Source organism: Blastococcus sp. TF02A-30 (genome assembly GCF_003319185.1).
Classification (GTDB): domain Bacteria; phylum Actinomycetota; class Actinomycetes; order Mycobacteriales; family Geodermatophilaceae; genus Blastococcus.
The window spans coordinates 122,431-137,656 of record NZ_QOHJ01000007.1; the positions used below are offsets into that span (position 1 = coordinate 122,431).

Sequence of the window (15,226 nt, forward strand, 5' to 3'; positions counted from 1 at the left end):
CCGACGAGCCGCCAGGTCAGACGGCGCGCACAGCGTCGGCCAGGGCGGCGGGGTCCAGCGTCGCCCAGTCGAGCGGTTCACCGTCGAGGAGCACCGTCGGCGTACCGGCGACACCCTCCCGGCTCGCGCGGTCGGTGAGCTCCCGGGTCCAGTCCTCGAACACCAGCTCGCGGATCCCGCGCTCGACCGCAGGCCCCGCCGCACCCGCCTCACGAGCCAGTCCGACCAGCTCGTCGTCGGTCAGACCGGGTCCACCCTCTGCGGGCTGCCGGGCGAAGAGCTCCTGGGTGAAGCGCACGTAGGCCTCCGGTCCCGCCGCGTCGACGACGACGCCCGCCGCGTTCATGGCGCGCGTCGGGTAGTCGTCGGTGAAGGCCCGGTCGAGGATGGAGATCGGGTGGTACCGGAGCAGCACGTCGCCGTCGGCCGCGAGCTCCGCCAGCGTGCCGGCGTGGCGGGCCTCGAACGCGCCGCAGGCAGGGCAGCCGAAGTCCTCGTACACGTCGAGGGTCGCGGAAGCGTCCGCGCTCCCCACCTCGACGACCGCGCCGTCGGCTGTCGTGTGGGCGGGCACAGCCGCGTCGGGCGACGACGAGACCCGCTGGGACTGAACGACGACCACCACCAGCACTGCGACGGCCAGCAGGGTCGCTGCGACGGTCGCGCCCGTCACGGTGCGCCGCCGCTGGGCCGCACGTGCACGGGCCGCGGCCTCCGCGGCTCGCCCGGCCTCGGCGCGCTGCCGGGCGGTCGGGCGCCGGCCGGGGCGGACGGGCTGGCGGGTCTGCTGGTCAACGGGCATGGGTCTTCTCCAGTGCGAGGGAAGCCGGCGGCGGGTCGCCGTCCGGGAAGGTGGATGGCCGGCTGGCGGAACCGAGCGCGAGCCGGGACGTGGGCCAGCGGGCGAGGAGGACGGCGACGACGAGCAGGCCGAGGTCGCGGAGGAGCTCGGTCCCGTACGCGGTGTCCGCGGCGGCCACCTGCCCTCCCCCGCCGAAGCAACCGCAGTCGATCTGCAGTCCGCGGGCCCAGGCTGAGGCGACGCCGACCATGAAGACGATCAGCAGTGCCGCGGACGCCATGGCGGCGGCGCGGACGAACAGCCCGGCGAGCAGGGCCAGTCCGACCGCGATCTCCACCACCGGAAGTCCGAAGGCGACCGGCCCGACGATCGGCTCGGGCAGCAACTGGTACGCCCGGACGGCCCGGACGGCGGCCGCCGGATCGGGGATCTTGATCGCCCCCGCGACGACGAGGACGCCGCCGAGCAGGAGCCGCCCGGCGGTCGCCGCCCACGGTGCGACGGCCGGGATGTCACCGGCCCGTGCGCTGCCCATCGATCAGGCGCGGGTGAGCCGGAGGCGCCAGGCCTCGGGTCCGCGCTCCTCGTAGTCGACGGCCACCCCACCACCGGCGCGCGCGGTCAGCTGGCGCAGCAGTGGGATCGGGTCGTGCGGAGCCACGAGCATCAGCGACCCGCCGTCGGGGATGGCGTCGAAGGCGCCGAACACGGTGGCGTGCCGGATGGCGTGCGGCACCGCGCGGACGTCCAGAACCGGGATGTCGACGTCGTCGTGCCCACCGCAGCCGCAGCTGCCCTTCGCGGGGGTGGCGGGAACGGCTTCGGCGGCATGCCCGTGCCCGTGCGCTTCCTCGCCGAGCAGCTCGTGCATGCCGTCGAGGATCCCGGTGAGCGAGGTATGCGGATCGGCGGCGACCACCGGCAGGACGAGGTCGTTCTCCTTGGACAGGTGGGTGTCGAACAGCACCCGGAGCGCGGCACTCGTCGCGGCGGCGCGGGCCGGCTCCGCGGCGCTCCGCAGCTCCTCGACCAGGCCTTCGAGCACCCGGTGCTCGGCGACCATGGCGTCGACGAGCAGGCGGAGCCGCTCCGACCGCGCGGCCGCCGGGTAGAGCGCACGCTCCTCGGCGGCGGCGTGGGGCATCAGGTAGCCGGAGAGGAAGGCCAGCGCGGCGGTACGGGCCTGGGGGAAGCCGTTCCCACCGTGTGCGGTGGCCGCGGCGAGCAGTGCGTCGACGTGGGCGCCCAGCCTGCCGGCCAGCTCGGCGTGGTGCTGCCGGACGGCGTCGACGGCGGCGGCGTCGTCCGCGTCCGATGCCAGGACCACGTCAGTGGCGGCGCCCGGGGGCAGGGTGATGGTCACGGGATCCTCCTTCTCGCCGGCCGTGCTGGCCGACCCGCCCGCAATTTACTACGGTATGCACCGTGAAAAACAAGAGCGACGCTCCGGCGCTGGGTCCGGCCCCCGCCCGGGGCTCCGGCGGTCCGACGTTGTCCGGCCCGCGTGGCCTCGTGCTCGAGCGGCTGCAGGACTCGGCCGAGCCGGTCACGATCTCCGGCCTGGCCGCTGAACTCGGCGTGCACCCCAACACGGCGCGCGAGCACCTCGACGCGCTCGTCGAGCAAGGCCTGGCGGTGCGGGGCCGCGCCCCGGCCCAGGGGCGGGGGCGGCCGGCGTGGCGCTACACCGCGGCGGACGACCGGCTCGATCGCGATGTGCGGGTCCGCGACTACGTCGGCCTGGCCGCCGCCCTCGCCGGGCATCTCGTCCGCACGTCCGCCGATCCCGGCGCCGAGGGCCTCGCGGCCGGGCGCGAGTGGGGCCGCACGCTGATGAGCGACCGCCCGGCGGAGGGCGCGGCAAGTCCGAGGCACAGCGTGCTGCACCTGCTCGACGAGCTGGGCTTCGCCCCCGAGGCCGACGCCGGCGCCACCACCGTCGCGCTGCGCCGCTGCCCGCTGCTCGCCGCGGCACGACAGCACCCGGAGGTGGTCTGCCAGGTGCACCTCGGCATCGTCCGCGGTGCGCTGGAGCACCACGGCGGTGATCCGGAGCCGACGGCGCTGTTGCCCTTCGCGGAACCGGGCGCCTGCCGGCTGCACCTAGACACGGCGGCCGTCCGCGCGGGCGGCGCAGGTGAGTGAGATCGTCGCGCCGCCTGCTCCCCCGCCGTCCTCACGGGCAAGCGCGGAGGCGGTGGACGGGCAGGGTCGGGCGCCTGCCCCGACCACGCGCGGGACGTCGGCGGGGCGCCTTCTGCTCCTGCTCCCCGGCGCGATTGCCCTGCTGGCGGGGTTGGACGCCGCACTGATCCTGCTGGACCTGCCCGCCCCCGTGCGCATCGACCGGTTGCCGCAGGTGCACGGCGTGCTGCTCGTCCTCGGGTTTGTCGGCACCCTCGTCGCGCTCGAACGGGCCGTCGCGCTACGCCGGCCGGCCGGCTTCCTCGCCCCCGCGCTGCTCGGCCTCGGCGGCCTGCTGCTGCTCACCCCGCTGCCCCTGCGGCTGGGGCAGACCGTGCAACTGCTCGGAGCCGCCGCGTTCGTCGGCGTGTACGCGTCGCTGTGGCGCCGGCAGCGGGACCACGCCGTTCTGGTGCAGGCGTTGGGCGCCGTCCTGGCCGGCGGCGCGGCCATCCTCTGGCTGGGCGGCGTCCCGGTCCCGTTGCTGCTGCCCTGGCTGGTCGGCTTCGTCGTCCTCACCATCGGCGGCGAGCGGCTGGAACTGGCGCGGCTGGCGATGGGACCGGGGGCCGGGCCGACGCTGGTGCTGCTCGCAGCCTGCCTGCTGGCCGGCGTCGTGGCCGCGCTGCTGTGGCCGGCCCCCGGGTCGGCGCTGCTCGGGGTCGCGCTGCTGGCGCTGGTTGGTTGGCTGGCGGCGCACGACGTGGCCTGGCGCACCATCCACGCGCAGGGGCTGACGCGTTTCATGGCGGCGTGCATGCTCGCCGGCTACTTCTGGCTCGGTGTCGCCGGGATGATCTGGCTGCTGGGCGGCGCCGCGACCACGGGGGTGCGCTACGACGCGGTGGTCCACGCCGTCTTCCTCGGCTTCACGATCTCGATGATCATGGCGCACGCGCCGGTGATCCTGCCCGCCGTCCTGCGCCGGCCGCTGCCGTACCACCCGGTGCTCGTGGTCCCGGCCGTGCTGCTGCACGTCTCGCTGGTCGTCCGGCTGTGGCTCGGTGACGCGCTCGGGCACGAGGTCGCGTGGCGCTGGGGCGGGGTGCTCAACATCGTCGCCGTGGTCTCGTTCCTGGTGCTGGCGGCCGGCTCGGTGGTCGTCGCCGCACGGACGGCAGGCCGATGAGCCGGTCGACGGCGCAGGCACGGGGCTTCTGGCCGCTGCGCGACCTGCCGGTGGTGTTCTGGCTGCTCGCCATCGGAGTCGTCGCGCTGGCGCACCCAGTCGTCCCGGCCCCGCGATGGCTGCTCATCCACCTGCTGCTGCTCGGCGCGGTCAGTCACGCGATCCTGGTGTGGAGCCGCCACTTCGCCGACGCCCTGCTGCGCACCCCGGCACGCCCGGGGGACCGCACCTCGCAGTCGCGGCGCCTGCTGCTGCTCAACGGTGGCGCCCTGCTGGTGATGGCCGGCGTGAGCCTCGCCGTCTGGCCGCTCACCGTCGCGGGTGCGACGACGGTGGCCGGTGCCGTCGTCTGGCACGGCGCCGTCCTGGCCGGCCAGCTGCGCCGGTCGCTGCCGGGCCGCTTCCGGTCGACCGTCCGCTACTACCTGGCCGCCGCCGCGCTGCTGCCGGTGGGGGCCGTCCTGGGCACCCTGCTGGCTCGCGGGCTGGCCGGCCCGTGGCACGACCGCGCCGTCCTGGCGCACGCCGTCGTCAACGTCCTGGGCTGGATGGGCCTGACCGTCGTCGGGACGCTGGTGACGCTCTGGCCCACGCTGCTGCGCACCCGCATCGCCGAGGACGCCGAACGCTCCGCCAGGCGCGCCCTGCCCGTCCTCGTGGGGGCGCTCCTCCTCACCGCGGCCGGGGCACTGACCGCTCCCCAGTGGGTCGCCGGTCTGGGCCTGGCCGCCTACGTGGGCGGCCTGGCGCTGGTCGCCGGTGCGCTGGTCAGCACCGCGCGCAGCCGCCCGCCATCGTCCTACCCCGCGTGGTCGGTGGCCGCCGGACTGCTCTGGCTGACCGGCTGCCTCGTCGCGGCCTCCTTGTCGGTCGGGCTGGCGGACACGTGGCTGGAGGCCGGTGAGCGGTTCCGCTGGCTGACGCCGTTCCTGGCCACCGGCTTCGGCGCGCAGGTCCTGCTCGGTGCGCTGTCCTACCTGATCCCGGTCGCGCTCGGCGGTGGGGCGGTACCGGTGCGCGCCGCCAACGAGGGGCTCGACCGCGGCGGAGCGCTGCGCATCGCCGTCGTCAACGCCGGTCTGCTGGTCTGCGTGCTGCCCGTGCCGAGCGTCGTCCGGGTCCTTGCGTCGATGCTGGTGCTCGGCGGACTGGCCGCCTTCGTCCCCCTGCTCCTCCTCGCCATCCGCGCCTCGCGCCGGGCCAAGCGCGGGGACCTGCCCGCCCGGCCTCCGGGCCGCCCTCCGGGCCAGGTCGCCGGCCTGGCCGCCACCGGCGTGGCCGTCGTCCTCGTCGCCGTGGCGACGGGCGTGGCCGTCGACCCCTCCGCGCTGGCCGACGTCCGGGCCATGTCCGCGCCGTCCTCCGACGTGGCGGCCACCGGTCGCACCACCACCGTGCGGGTCGAGGCCGCGGGGATGCGCTTCACCCCCGGCACGATCGAGGTGCCCCTCGGCGACCGGCTCGTGATCGAGGTGGTCAACACCGACCACGACGCGGTGCACGACCTGGTGCTCGGGTCCGGGCCCGCCACCGACCGCCTGGCCCCGGGCGATTCGGCGACCCTGGACGCCGGGGTCATCGGAGGCGACGTGGACGGCTGGTGCTCGGTGGTCGGGCACCGCCAGATGGGGATGACCCTGGAGGTCCGCGCGATCGGGGCCGCACCCCTGGTGGCGGCCGTCCCGCACCACGACGGTCACCCCGCGCACGCGGCGAGCGCCGCGGACGATCTCGACTTCGCCGCCGAGGTCGACGACGGCTTCAAGTCGCACGACCCGGTGCTGCCACCGCTGGACGACGACGTCGTGCGGCGCTTCACCTTCCCCGTGACCGAGGTCGAGCGCGAGGTCGCCCCCGGCGTGACCCAGCGGCTGTGGACCTTCGGCGGCACGGCACCGGGTCCGACGCTGCACGGGCGGGTCGGTGACGTCTTCGAGATTACCCTCGTCAACGACGGAACCATCGGGCACTCCATCGACTTCCACGCCGGATCCCTGGCACCGGACCAGCCCATGCGGACGATCGCCCCCGGCGACTCACTCGTCTACCGCTTCACCGCCACGCGGGCCGGGGTGTGGATGTACCACTGCTCGACGATGCCCATGTCGGCCCACATCGCCAACGGCATGTTCGGCGCCGTGGTGATCGAGCCCCCGGACCTGACCCCGGTGGAACGCAGCTACCTGCTGCTCCAGTCCGAGCTCTACCTGGGGCCTCAGGGTGGCACGGTGGACACGGCGAAGCTCATCGAGGAGCGACCCGACGCCGTCGTGTTCAACGGATACGCCAACCAGTACGACGCCCGACCGCTGGAGGCTCAGGTCGGCGAGCGGATCCGCATCTGGGTGCTCAACGCCGGTCCGAACCGGGCGACCAGCTTCCACGTCGTCGGCGGCCAGTTCGACACCGCCTACGCCGAGGGCGACTACCTGCTCCGACCGGGCGCCGGCGGCAGCCAGTCGCTGGCACTGACGCCGGCCCAGGGCGGGTTCGTCGAACTGTCGTTGCCGGAAGCCGGGCGCTACCCGTTCGTCTCGCACGTGATGGTCGACGCCGAGCGGGGGGCGCACGGCGTGATCCGGGTCACCCCCTGAGCCGTGGCTGCTGCCGAGACGTCGTCGCCGGCTCGCGGCACACCGGCCGGCTGACGAGCATGGAGCCAACCGGTCCGCGCCGACGAGCGTCCGGATGGAGTCGACGGGAGGAGAGAAGAAGGCATGGCGCTCGCCACCGCCCCCGCCGGACGCGACACCACGGTCGCCGACGTGATGGTCCACCGGCCGAAGGTCATGCCGGCCGACGTCGCCCTCCGGGAGGTGGTCGAGGTCTTCGCGGACGAGCACGTCGTCATGCTGCTGCTCACGGACGCGGGAATCTTGCGCGGCACCCTCCTGCGCGAGGACCTCCCGGCCGACGCCTCTCCCACCGACCGCGCGTTACCGCTCTCCCGACTCGAGGGCCGGGTCGTGGGGCCCGACGAGCCGGCGGACACGGTGTTCCAGCGGCTCCTCGACACCGGGGCACGACGACTCGCCGTCGTCGACGGCGGCGGGACGTTGTTGGGCCTGCTCTGCCTCAAGCGCCGTCGCAACGGCTTCTGCAGCGACGCCGGGATCGCGGCGCGCGCCCGTGGGAACCGTGGTGCCGGTGTGTCCTGACGCGACCGAGCATGCGCGGGCGCCTTCATTTTCGACGGCGAACACTGTAGAAAATAAGTGTCAACCGTTCCGACCATGGAGGTCCGTCGTGACCGTCGCCCTCGAGCACCTCACCGCCGCCGCCGAGAACCACCACGAGGACCTACGGGACCGGTTGGTCTGGTACACCGAGACGCTGATCGCCGCGGTGGCGACCCGTCAGCCGCACGAGGCCGCCCGGGCGGTCCTCCTGGAGTTCCTGCGTGACGAGCTCCTCGCACACACCGAGGTCGAGGACGGCCTGCTCTTCACGTCCGCCGAGGACGACCGGACGGCGCTACTGGCGGCTGCGATGCAGGACGAGCACCGGATGGTGGCCACGCTGGTCCGGGAGATCGAGCAGACCACCGACACCATGGACCTGGTCATCGCGGCCGGCGCCCTGGTCGTGCTGTTCGACGTGTGCGTCCACCAGGAGAACCGGTACCTGCTGCCGGCCCTCGCCGCGGCGGGCGTGGACCTGGAGGGGTTGCTCGTGGACGTCCCGGAGATCCTCGGCGCCGGGAACGAGCGGTGAGCGGCCACCACGCCGTCGACCTGCGCGGCCTCGCCGAGGAGCTGCTCGCGGACGCCGCCATGCAGACAGCCCTGCGCGCCGCGCACACGCTGCCCCATCCCGTCGACGGGCTGCGGCAGACCGTGATCGCGCTGATCGGCGGCCAGCAGCTGGCCGAGCACGAGAGCCCCGGCCCGTCCAGCCTGCACGTCCTCCGCGGCCGGGTCCGGCTCGTCGCAGGCGACGAGGAGCTGAGCCTGGAGCAACACCAGGTGGCACCGATCCCGAACCGCCGGCACAGCCTGCAGGCCGACGACGACTCCGTGGTCCTGCTCAGCGTCGCCGTCCCCCAGCGCGCCGGGACGCCGGAACACACCCGTCAGTAGGTGCTCACGTCGCTGCGCCCGCTGACCGCCCCCTCGCGAGCCGTCGCCTCCCGGTAGACGCTCAGCAGCATCGCCACCAGCAGGGTCGCCCACACGGTGAAGGCGACCCAGACGCCGACCTCACCGACCACGCCGACCAGCGGCAGGTCGTCGGCCCGGGAGAGGTACGTGGCCGCGACCGCGTACATGCCGAGCGGGAAGACGATGCTCCACTGGGACGGCTCGTAGGTCAGCGGCACCCGGTGGGTGTGGTGGCGCCACCAGCCGGCGGCCACGAGCACGGGGATCAGCCAGCTCCCGAACAGCCAGATGCTGACCGACACGCCGGCCACCAGGCCGCGGACGGCCTCGACCATCGGGGTGTCGACCATCTCCACGATGCTGGCACCCGCGAGCACCGTGATCGCCCCTGCCCCCATCGCGACCCAGTACGGCGGGGTGAGGTCCGTCGGGCGGAGCTCGTAGAGGAGGAGCCGGGCAGAGACCATGATCCCGACGGCGGCGTACAGGACCAGGCCGACCGACCACGCGAACGCCGCCACGACCGCCAGCGCGTCCCGGAGCACGGGCAGCGCCGGCTGCAGCGTCGCGGACGACGCCGCGACCGACTGCGCCGCGACCACCCAGATGAACCAAGTCCCGTTGGCCTTGGTCAGCACCGGCCGCTCCGCCCGACCGAGGACCGAGGTCCACGGAACGACGTAGCCCAGGAGGAGCCAGGCCGACAGGCCGACCACGAGCAGCACCCCGGCCGCGAGGTGGTGCCCGTCCATCGCGAGCCGGACGCCCAGCACGTTGCCGCCCGCGATGAAGGTGAAGAACCCGAAGCCGCGGGCGGGGTCGGTGAGGTCGGCCAGCACAGCGTCGCGGAAGGCGAGCATCCGCCACACGTTGAGCGCGAGCAGGACGGCGAAGGAGACCCCGCAGACGCCCAGGAGCAGCGCGGACAGCGTCTCCTGGTCCTGCAGACGCAGGCCGACGGAGATGATGCCGCTGGCCATGACCAGCGCGAAGTAGCCGGGTGTGAGGTCCCGGACCATCGCACCGAGCCGACCCGGCTGCGCCGTTCCCATCACCCCAGCGACGCTAGCGCTGGGAAGCACCTCGTGCGCCGCCCGCCGGCGTCTCGGCCGTCGGAGCCCGACCTGCTTCCTCCGTCATCAGTCGGGGCAGCCAGGGTCGCGGCCGCGGCGATGGGCACCTGGGCGGAGTGTTTGCGTGCTCATGGCGTCCGCGGCAACACGGCCCTCCGCAGGTGACGCCGTGACTCCCCCGCTCGAGCAGGACAGCACATCGGCGACCGGCCGCGTGCTCGGGCAGCGGCCCTCCCCGCGCGTCCGCTCTGGTCATTCGCTGTCGTCCGGCTCACGCCGGGGCTCCAACTGCGGGTCTGCTGGCTGAGCCACGTCGACCGATGGCGCGCGAGGGCCGGTTCGGCGTGAGCCGGTGGAGCCGAGTAGCGCAGCGACGACGTCGGACAGCTCACGACTTGCCGGGAGGCGGGCAGGCGGGCTGGACAGCGGAACGCGGACGCTGCGGTAGAGCTCCTCGAGCCGCTCGTTGACCGCGGTGGCCAGCACGTCCTGGTCGAAGGGATTCAGCTGCAGTAGGCCGTTCAAGTAGCCGTCGACGTCGAACAAGTCCCCATTGCCACCAAGGGCGACGTAGCGCAGCCACAGGTCTGAGACGGTCAGCTCTCCACGCACCCGAGCGGCCTCGACCAGCTCGTGCCGGTTCTCAGGTGCCATGTCAGCCGTCGGCTCGGTCAGACCGGCGAGGAGTCGGCGTCGTCCGCGGTGACCGTGGCCAACAGCTCCACGGCCACCTCCCGCACCGACCGTCCGGATCGCTCAGCTGCGGCGACGAGTTCGGCGAAAGCGACCTCACGGTCCGGCGCACCCCGGCCCAGCAGGACCCCCGCGGCCTGGCTGACGACATCCCTATCGGCCAGCGCGTCAGTCAGCCGACGGCTGAGCGCCCGGGCGTTGGCCAAGTCCCGAGTGGTAGTGAGCAGGATCGCCGCCTGCCGCGCGAACAGCACCATGACCTGCTCTGCGTGCTCATCGAACCGCCCAGCCTGCAGCGCGTACAGCTTGATCGCGCCGATCTTCTCTCCGCCGGCCAGCAGCGGCGCGCTCAACGCCGACCGGACGCCCAACTGGGTGGCCGCCTCGCTCCACTTCGGCCAGCGCCGATCGCCGGCGGCGTCGTCGACACGGATCATCTGCCCGGTGCGCCAATCGACGACATCGACATGGTGGAGCGCGCCTCCCTCGAGCCGAACGGCATGATCAGTGTGATCCGCCGCGATGGGGAGGAAAGTGAACCGGCCGAACGTCCGGAAGCTCTGTAGCTGGTATCGCGCGATCAAGCCGCGGCAGGCGACTGAACCACGGTGCCTCTTGCACTGGGCAACTACCGCTCGATGCATGGAAGGCGCCCAGAGGTCGTGGTGGGGCGCGGCACGCAGAAGGTCGGCGAGGTTGGGCCGACTCCGTGCGTGGCGCACACCATGGCAACGCGATGGTGCAGAGCGGCTCGTCCACCGGGGGGCTGCGGTAAGGCACGCGAAAGGCACGCCATCCAACTGACAGGTCTCTGACCAGGTAGTCTGCCCCCGGAGCGACCATGCCTTCCAAGCTGGCCATGCCGGTTCGATCCCGGTCACCCGCTCCACATCCTGACCTCGATGACCCTCAACACCGGGTTCGGCCGGTGCGCGGAGCACGGATGAGGCAGGTCCTCGAGAGACCGTTCCTGACGAACCGACTCGGCCCTCTCCGAGCCTGCGCGCGCTACCGTCCGGCGTCCGCACGCCAATGGGCGTCACCGTGGCGGCGCAAGCGGCCCGGCCGCCCTTCCCCTGTCCGGAGGTGGTCGTGACCAGCACCGGTCCCGGGTCCGCACCGGTCGCGACGGGCGTCGACGACGCGCGCCTCGCCGGCCTCCGGCGCTGGAACCTGGCGCTGACAGTGCTGCATGCCGCGCAGGCCGTCGCGGTCCTCCTGCTGGCCAGCAGCTTCGCCATCACCGTGACGTCGTCGTTCCCAGCCGGTCCGCCGGGTACGGCGGTGCCGGCGCCGGAGCCGCTGGTCGACGTCGGCGTGGGCGCGGCGATCGCGGTCTTCCTCGGGCTGGCCGCGCTGGACCACCTGCTGACCGCCACCGTGCTGCGCCGGCGCTACGAGGAGGATCTCCGCCGCGGCCTCAACCGGTTCCGCTGGCTGGAATACTCGGTCAGCTCGACCATCATGGTGCTGCTGATCTGCGCCTATACCGGCATCACCGGCCTCAGCGCGCTGATCGGCATCGCCGGCGCCAACGTCGCGATGATCCTTTTCGGCTGGCTGCAGGAGCTGATGAACCCGCCCGGCCGCACCCGGACGACGATGCTGCCGTTCTGGTTCGGCTGCGTCGCCGGGGCCGCGCCCTGGGTGGCGGTCACCGCCAACATCGTCGGGGCCGAGCAGATACCCGGCTTCGTCTACGCAATCTTCGTGTCGCTGTTCGTCTTCTTCATGAGCTTCGCGGTCAACCAGTGGCTGCAGTACCGGGAGATCGGCCCGTGGCGCAGCTACGCCTACGGCGAGAAGGCCTACCTGCTGCTGAGCCTGGTCGCCAAGAGCCTGCTCGCCTGGCAGATCTTCGCCGGCTCACTGGCCACCTGATCCCGACACGCGGCACCAGGTGAGGACCCAGCGCCCCGCCGCTGCGTGGTCAACCTCGACTCGGTCGAGGCGTCTCCACGGCACCTCGACGTCCCCTCGGCAGGACCCCCGTGGGCGCGTACGCGATCACTCGGGACGCGGGTTCTCCCCGTCACGGACTCAGCTCGCCGCGCCGTCGAGCAGCCAGTGGTATCGGAGCCGGAGCCCCCGTTCCATGCTGGCCATCACCGCACCCAGGCCCAGGGCGACGGTGAGCCACAGCGGCAGCTGCACCGGGGAAGCGAAGCCCCCGTACCGGTCCACCACGGGAGGGATCCGGCCGACCACGTCCACGAGCTCGAGGACGACGACGCTCAGGCCGCCGACGAGCAGCACCACGGACATGGCGCCGATGGACCGGCTCAGGGCCGGGTGGTCGTGCTCGAGGCGGAGGCGGCGCCCGGCGGCGGACCGCGGGTCCGGGACGAGGCGCTGCTCTCGCCCGTCGGGGGTGACGTAGTGGCAGCGCTTGAGCCCGAACATGGTCGCGGCCACCTCGATGACGCCGCTCTCGTCGTGGCCGGCTTCGACCGCTGGTGCGTCATCGCGGCCCCCCTGTCGGCGAACGTCTCCCGGTCATCGCGCTCCTTGCAGCGCCCTGGCCGCGCCCAGCGGCCGGGGTCCCGTGCCGGCGATCTCCTGCGTCGACGCTTCCGGGGATCGCCTTCCGCGACCAGGGCCCATGCGCACGACACCGAGCCGACCAACGCCCCTGTCGGCCGGCCGTGGCCCGCCGCAACCTTCGGGGGCCCGGGGGCTTCATGGAGGTGCGTGGTGGACCAGCAGCCGGAGACGACGGCGAAGTACCTGCGCGTGCGGGTGCTCGACCACAGCAAGGCGGACAGCCCGGCGGTCACCATCACGGTGCCGATCGGCGTCGTCCGGTGGGGGATGTCGATGGCGCAGGCCTTCTCCCCGCAGATGAAGGGCGTCGACCTCGACTGGGACAGCGTCACCGCCATGGTGGAGGACGGCGGCACCGGGAAGATCGTCGAGGTCGAGGACGAAGGCCAGCAGAAGACGATCGAGATCTGGCTGGAGTGAGGCCGGGCGGCGGGCCCGCTGCCCGGCCGTCCCGGTCAGCCTCGCGGAGCCGTCCGGTCGCGCAGCACCGCGACCACCGGCGCGTACATCCGCTGCTTGATCGTGGCCAGGGTCGCGCCGGCCTTGCCGGCCAGCGAGCCGGCCAGCTCCACGGCGGCCGACCGCACCGCCTCCTCGACCGCGGCGTCGACGATCCCGGCCGCGAGGGCGTCCCCGCCCCCGTAGCGGCGAGCAGTGGTCATGGCCACGTGCGCCGTCTGCGGCGTCAGCCGGGCCTGGATCAGCGCTGACATGCCCGGGGTGAACGGGATCTCGATGTCGACCTCGGGCAGGCACCAGAAACCGCGATCGGCCCGCATGACCCGGAGGTCGTGGGCGAGGGACAGCATGGCCCCGGCGGCGAAGGTGTGCCCCTGCATCGCCGCGACCGTGGCCACCGGCAGGGTCAGCACGCGGGCGAACAGCTCCTGGACCCGCACGACGTAGTCCTCGCTCTGGTCGGCGTGCGCGAGCAGCCAGTCGAGGTCCAGGCCGTTGGAGAAGAACTTGCCGGTGGCCGTGGTCACCAGGGCGCTGGGCCGGCCGGCCCCCTCGACCTCGTCCAGCGCCGCCTCGACGGCGGCCAACCAGTCGGGGTGGAAGCGGTTCTCGGTGTCGCCGAGGTCGAGGACGAAGACGTCGTCGGTGCGGTCGAGCGTGGGCATGGCGGTTCCCTCGGTTCGGAGTGGTGTGGTCAGCGGGCGGCGAGCCGGGAGAGCTCGGTCGTGCGCGCCAGCCAGCGAGCGACGGTGGCCAGCTCCTCGGGTGTGAAGCCGTCGACGAGCAGCTCGTTGAGCTCGGCGAGGATCGAACGGGCCGCCGCCTCGACCTCGCGGCCGCGCGGGGTCAGGCTCAACCGCACCGCGCGGGCGTCAGCCGGGTCGGGCGTCTTGCGCAGCAGGCCGGCGGCGGCGAGCCGGTTCACCAGGCCGCTCGTCCCGGCCGCGGACGCGTTCAGGGCCGCCGTCACCTCGCCGACCAGCGCGCCGTCGTGGGCGGCCAGGTGGAACAGGACGCCGGCTCCTGCCGCGCCGATCCCGCTGTCGCCCGAGCGCCCGTCGACCCAGCGCCGCACAGCACGCTCGGCCGACATCAGCCCGAGGACGAGCCGCGGCGGACTAGTTCGCATGCGAACTAATCTAGCCGATCCGCTTCGCGCGCCCGATCAGCCCTCGTGGCTCAGTCGAGCGCCGCGGGGAGGCCCAGCTTCACGAACAGACCCGAGCCGAGGTCGAGGAAGCTGGAGATGTGGGCGATCCGGCCGTCCTCGATCTCCAGCACGTGCAGCCCCCACGGCTCGTGCCCACCACCCGCGCGGGGCCGGTACTGCGCCACCGCCGGCGTGCCGTTCGCCGAGACCGGGAGGAGCCGCGATCCCGCGCACTCGCTGCCCGGGCCCCGCATCCAGGTGCCGATGTCCTGAGCCCCGCGGAGCCACATCTCGAAAGGGGGCATGTGCTGCGTGGCGTCCTCGTGCAGCAGCCGCACGAAGGCGTCGATGTCGTACCGCTCGAAGGCGTCGAGGTAGCGCTCGAGCAGGTCGCGCGCCTCGTCGTCGAGGGTGCGGGGCGCCGGCCGGCCGCCGAGGTCCGCGAGCGTGGCGCGCGCCCGCTGCAGCGCGCTGTTCACCGAGGCCACCGTGGTGTCGAGCAGCTGGGCGACCTCGTCGGCCTTCCAGCGCAGCACCTCGCGCAGGATCAGGACGGCTCGCTGCCGCGGGGGCAGGTGCTGCAGCGCCGCCACGAACGCCAACCGCACCGACTCCCGGGCCACCGCCTGGTCCGCCGGGTCGCCGTCCTCGGGCAGGACCTGCCGGTCGAGCACCGGCTCCACCCAGGCCGTACCCGGCCGCCGGCCGGCGAGCGAGGCCTCCACCGGCGGGTACGGGTTGCCGGCGAGGTCCATCGGCAGCGCCCGGCGCTGCCGGCCGGACAGCTGGTCGAGGCACACGTTGGTGGCGATCCGGTACAGCCACGACCGCAGCGCCGACCGGCCCTCGAAGTCGTCGAGCGCGCGCCAGGCGCGCACCAGCGTCTCCTGGACGGCGTCCTCGGCGTCGAACACCGAGCCGAGCATGCGGTAGCAGTAGCCGGTGAGCTCGCGGCGGTGCTCGAGCAGCCGCGGGTCGAGCTGGTCGGTCGGGCCGAGGGCCACGCTGGTCACCCGGGAATCACCCCTCCGGTCGATGTGGGCGCCAGCACACCACAGGGCACCGACAGTCCGGGAGGGGTCGGGGCCCGGA

General features: G+C 73.5%; 18 protein-coding genes. 8 read left to right on the forward strand and 10 right to left on the reverse strand.

Translation table 11 applies throughout. The features are described from left to right. Positions 1-16: 16 nt before the first annotated feature. Genes DQ241_RS16635 through DQ241_RS16645 form a run of 3 tightly spaced genes read right to left on the reverse strand, consistent with a single transcriptional unit; the run spans position 17 to position 2,165 of the window. Complete coding sequence (locus tag DQ241_RS16635; protein ID WP_113831325.1) at positions 17-802, reverse strand: thioredoxin domain-containing protein; 786 nt, start codon at positions 800-802, stop codon at positions 17-19. Then, positions 792-1,337, reverse strand: coding sequence for a MauE/DoxX family redox-associated membrane protein (locus tag DQ241_RS16640; protein WP_113831326.1), 546 nt, complete (start codon positions 1,335-1,337; stop codon positions 792-794). The genes DQ241_RS16635 and DQ241_RS16640 overlap by 11 nt, the downstream gene beginning before the upstream one ends. Before the next feature lie 3 nt (positions 1,338-1,340). Further along, entirely contained in the window at positions 1,341-2,165 is an 825-nt protein-coding gene (locus DQ241_RS16645) for a DUF2249 domain-containing protein (RefSeq protein WP_199584643.1), read from the reverse strand. A 62-nt stretch (positions 2,166-2,227) separates the two neighbouring features. On the opposite strand from DQ241_RS16645, the gene DQ241_RS16650 reads away from it, so the two are divergent. The 6 genes from DQ241_RS16650 to DQ241_RS16675 all read left to right on the forward strand — a co-directional run bounded on the left by DQ241_RS16650 (position 2,228) and on the right by DQ241_RS16675 (position 8,194). Continuing rightward, a complete protein-coding gene (locus DQ241_RS16650) occupies positions 2,228-2,947 on the forward strand; it encodes a metalloregulator ArsR/SmtB family transcription factor (protein ID WP_113831327.1) in 720 nt (239 codons plus the stop codon). Between the two features lie 151 nt (positions 2,948-3,098). Further along, positions 3,099-4,115 (forward strand): hypothetical protein, encoded by a 1,017-nt coding sequence (locus DQ241_RS16655; RefSeq protein WP_199584645.1) that lies wholly within the window; start codon positions 3,099-3,101, stop codon positions 4,113-4,115. Further along, complete coding sequence (locus DQ241_RS16660) at positions 4,112-6,709, forward strand: multicopper oxidase domain-containing protein (protein WP_113831329.1); 2,598 nt, start codon at positions 4,112-4,114, stop codon at positions 6,707-6,709. The genes DQ241_RS16655 and DQ241_RS16660 overlap by 4 nt, the downstream gene beginning before the upstream one ends. A 123-nt stretch (positions 6,710-6,832) precedes the next feature. Beyond that, a complete protein-coding gene (locus tag DQ241_RS16665) occupies positions 6,833-7,273 on the forward strand; it encodes a CBS domain-containing protein (RefSeq protein WP_113831330.1) in 441 nt (146 codons plus the stop codon). A gap of 88 nt (positions 7,274-7,361) precedes the next feature. Then, positions 7,362-7,829, forward strand: coding sequence for a hemerythrin domain-containing protein (locus tag DQ241_RS16670; protein ID WP_113831331.1), 468 nt, complete (start codon positions 7,362-7,364; stop codon positions 7,827-7,829). Continuing rightward, positions 7,826-8,194, forward strand: coding sequence for a LuxR family transcriptional regulator (locus DQ241_RS16675; protein WP_233492509.1), 369 nt, complete (start codon positions 7,826-7,828; stop codon positions 8,192-8,194). The genes DQ241_RS16670 and DQ241_RS16675 overlap by 4 nt, the downstream gene beginning before the upstream one ends. Here DQ241_RS16675 and DQ241_RS16680 read toward each other — a convergent pair. The 3 genes from DQ241_RS16680 to DQ241_RS16690 all read right to left on the reverse strand — a co-directional run bounded on the left by DQ241_RS16680 (position 8,188) and on the right by DQ241_RS16690 (position 10,565). Then, a complete protein-coding gene (locus DQ241_RS16680; RefSeq protein ID WP_113831451.1) occupies positions 8,188-9,234 on the reverse strand; it encodes a tellurite resistance/C4-dicarboxylate transporter family protein in 1,047 nt (348 codons plus the stop codon). The two genes, DQ241_RS16675 and DQ241_RS16680, sit on opposite strands and share 7 nt — an antisense overlap. Before the next feature lie 306 nt (positions 9,235-9,540). Next, on the reverse strand, positions 9,541-9,942 hold the full coding sequence (locus tag DQ241_RS16685) for a hypothetical protein (RefSeq protein ID WP_113831332.1): 402 nt from the start codon (positions 9,940-9,942) through the stop codon (positions 9,541-9,543). A 17-nt stretch (positions 9,943-9,959) separates the two neighbouring features. Then, positions 9,960-10,565 carry a GAF and ANTAR domain-containing protein gene (locus tag DQ241_RS16690; RefSeq protein ID WP_113831333.1) on the reverse strand — a complete coding sequence of 202 codons (606 nt, stop codon included), beginning with the start codon at positions 10,563-10,565 and terminating at the stop codon, positions 9,960-9,962. Positions 10,566-11,073: 508 nt separating this feature from the next. Here DQ241_RS16690 and heR point away from each other — a divergent pair. Further along, positions 11,074-11,862, forward strand: a complete 789-nt coding sequence (heR, locus tag DQ241_RS16695) for a heliorhodopsin HeR (RefSeq protein WP_113831452.1) — start codon at positions 11,074-11,076, stop codon at positions 11,860-11,862. A gap of 159 nt (positions 11,863-12,021) precedes the next feature. Here heR and DQ241_RS16700 read toward each other — a convergent pair whose 3' ends face one another. Then, positions 12,022-12,384: a hypothetical protein gene (locus tag DQ241_RS16700; RefSeq protein ID WP_147252391.1), complete on the reverse strand. Its 363-nt coding sequence runs from the start codon at positions 12,382-12,384 to the stop codon at positions 12,022-12,024. A 291-nt stretch (positions 12,385-12,675) separates the two neighbouring features. Here DQ241_RS16700 and DQ241_RS16705 point away from each other — a divergent pair, with 291 nt between their 5' ends. Next, entirely contained in the window at positions 12,676-12,945 is a 270-nt protein-coding gene (locus DQ241_RS16705; RefSeq protein ID WP_113831335.1) for a hypothetical protein, read from the forward strand. A gap of 35 nt (positions 12,946-12,980) precedes the next feature. Here the strand turns inward: DQ241_RS16705 and DQ241_RS16710 are convergent, their stop codons facing one another. From DQ241_RS16710 to DQ241_RS16720, 3 genes are read right to left on the reverse strand one after another with little or no spacing between them, the layout of a single operon-like run. Continuing rightward, positions 12,981-13,649, reverse strand: coding sequence for an enoyl-CoA hydratase-related protein (locus tag DQ241_RS16710; protein WP_113831336.1), 669 nt, complete (start codon positions 13,647-13,649; stop codon positions 12,981-12,983). Positions 13,650-13,678: 29 nt separating this feature from the next. After that, a complete protein-coding gene (locus tag DQ241_RS16715) occupies positions 13,679-14,113 on the reverse strand; it encodes a MarR family winged helix-turn-helix transcriptional regulator (protein ID WP_199584647.1) in 435 nt (144 codons plus the stop codon). Positions 14,114-14,163: 50 nt separating this feature from the next. Then, on the reverse strand, positions 14,164-15,147 hold the full coding sequence (locus DQ241_RS16720; RefSeq protein WP_113831338.1) for a sigma-70 family RNA polymerase sigma factor: 984 nt from the start codon (positions 15,145-15,147) through the stop codon (positions 14,164-14,166). Positions 15,148-15,226: the final 79 nt, after the last annotated feature.

What these genes read in the sequence shown, in the direction of transcription:
- DQ241_RS16665 (WP_113831330.1), top strand. Translation starts at nt 6,833, where the DNA reads ATGGCGCTCGCCACCGCCCCCGCCGGACGCGACACCACGGTCGCCGAC.
- DQ241_RS16680 (WP_113831451.1), bottom strand. Translation starts at nt 9,234, where the DNA reads ATGGTCCGGGACCTCACACCCGGCTACTTCGCGCTGGTCATGGCCAGC.
- DQ241_RS16685 (WP_113831332.1), bottom strand. Translation starts at nt 9,942, where the DNA reads ATGGCACCTGAGAACCGGCACGAGCTGGTCGAGGCCGCTCGGGTGCGT.
- DQ241_RS16660 (WP_113831329.1), top strand. Translation starts at nt 4,112, where the DNA reads ATGAGCCGGTCGACGGCGCAGGCACGGGGCTTCTGGCCGCTGCGCGAC.
- DQ241_RS16700 (WP_147252391.1), bottom strand. Translation starts at nt 12,384, where the DNA reads ATGTTCGGGCTCAAGCGCTGCCACTACGTCACCCCCGACGGGCGAGAG.
- DQ241_RS16710 (WP_113831336.1), bottom strand. Translation starts at nt 13,649, where the DNA reads ATGCCCACGCTCGACCGCACCGACGACGTCTTCGTCCTCGACCTCGGC.
- DQ241_RS16635 (WP_113831325.1), bottom strand. Translation starts at nt 802, where the DNA reads ATGCCCGTTGACCAGCAGACCCGCCAGCCCGTCCGCCCCGGCCGGCGC.
- DQ241_RS16715 (WP_199584647.1), bottom strand. Translation starts at nt 14,113, where the DNA reads ATGCGAACTAGTCCGCCGCGGCTCGTCCTCGGGCTGATGTCGGCCGAG.
- DQ241_RS16640 (WP_113831326.1), bottom strand. Translation starts at nt 1,337, where the DNA reads ATGGGCAGCGCACGGGCCGGTGACATCCCGGCCGTCGCACCGTGGGCG.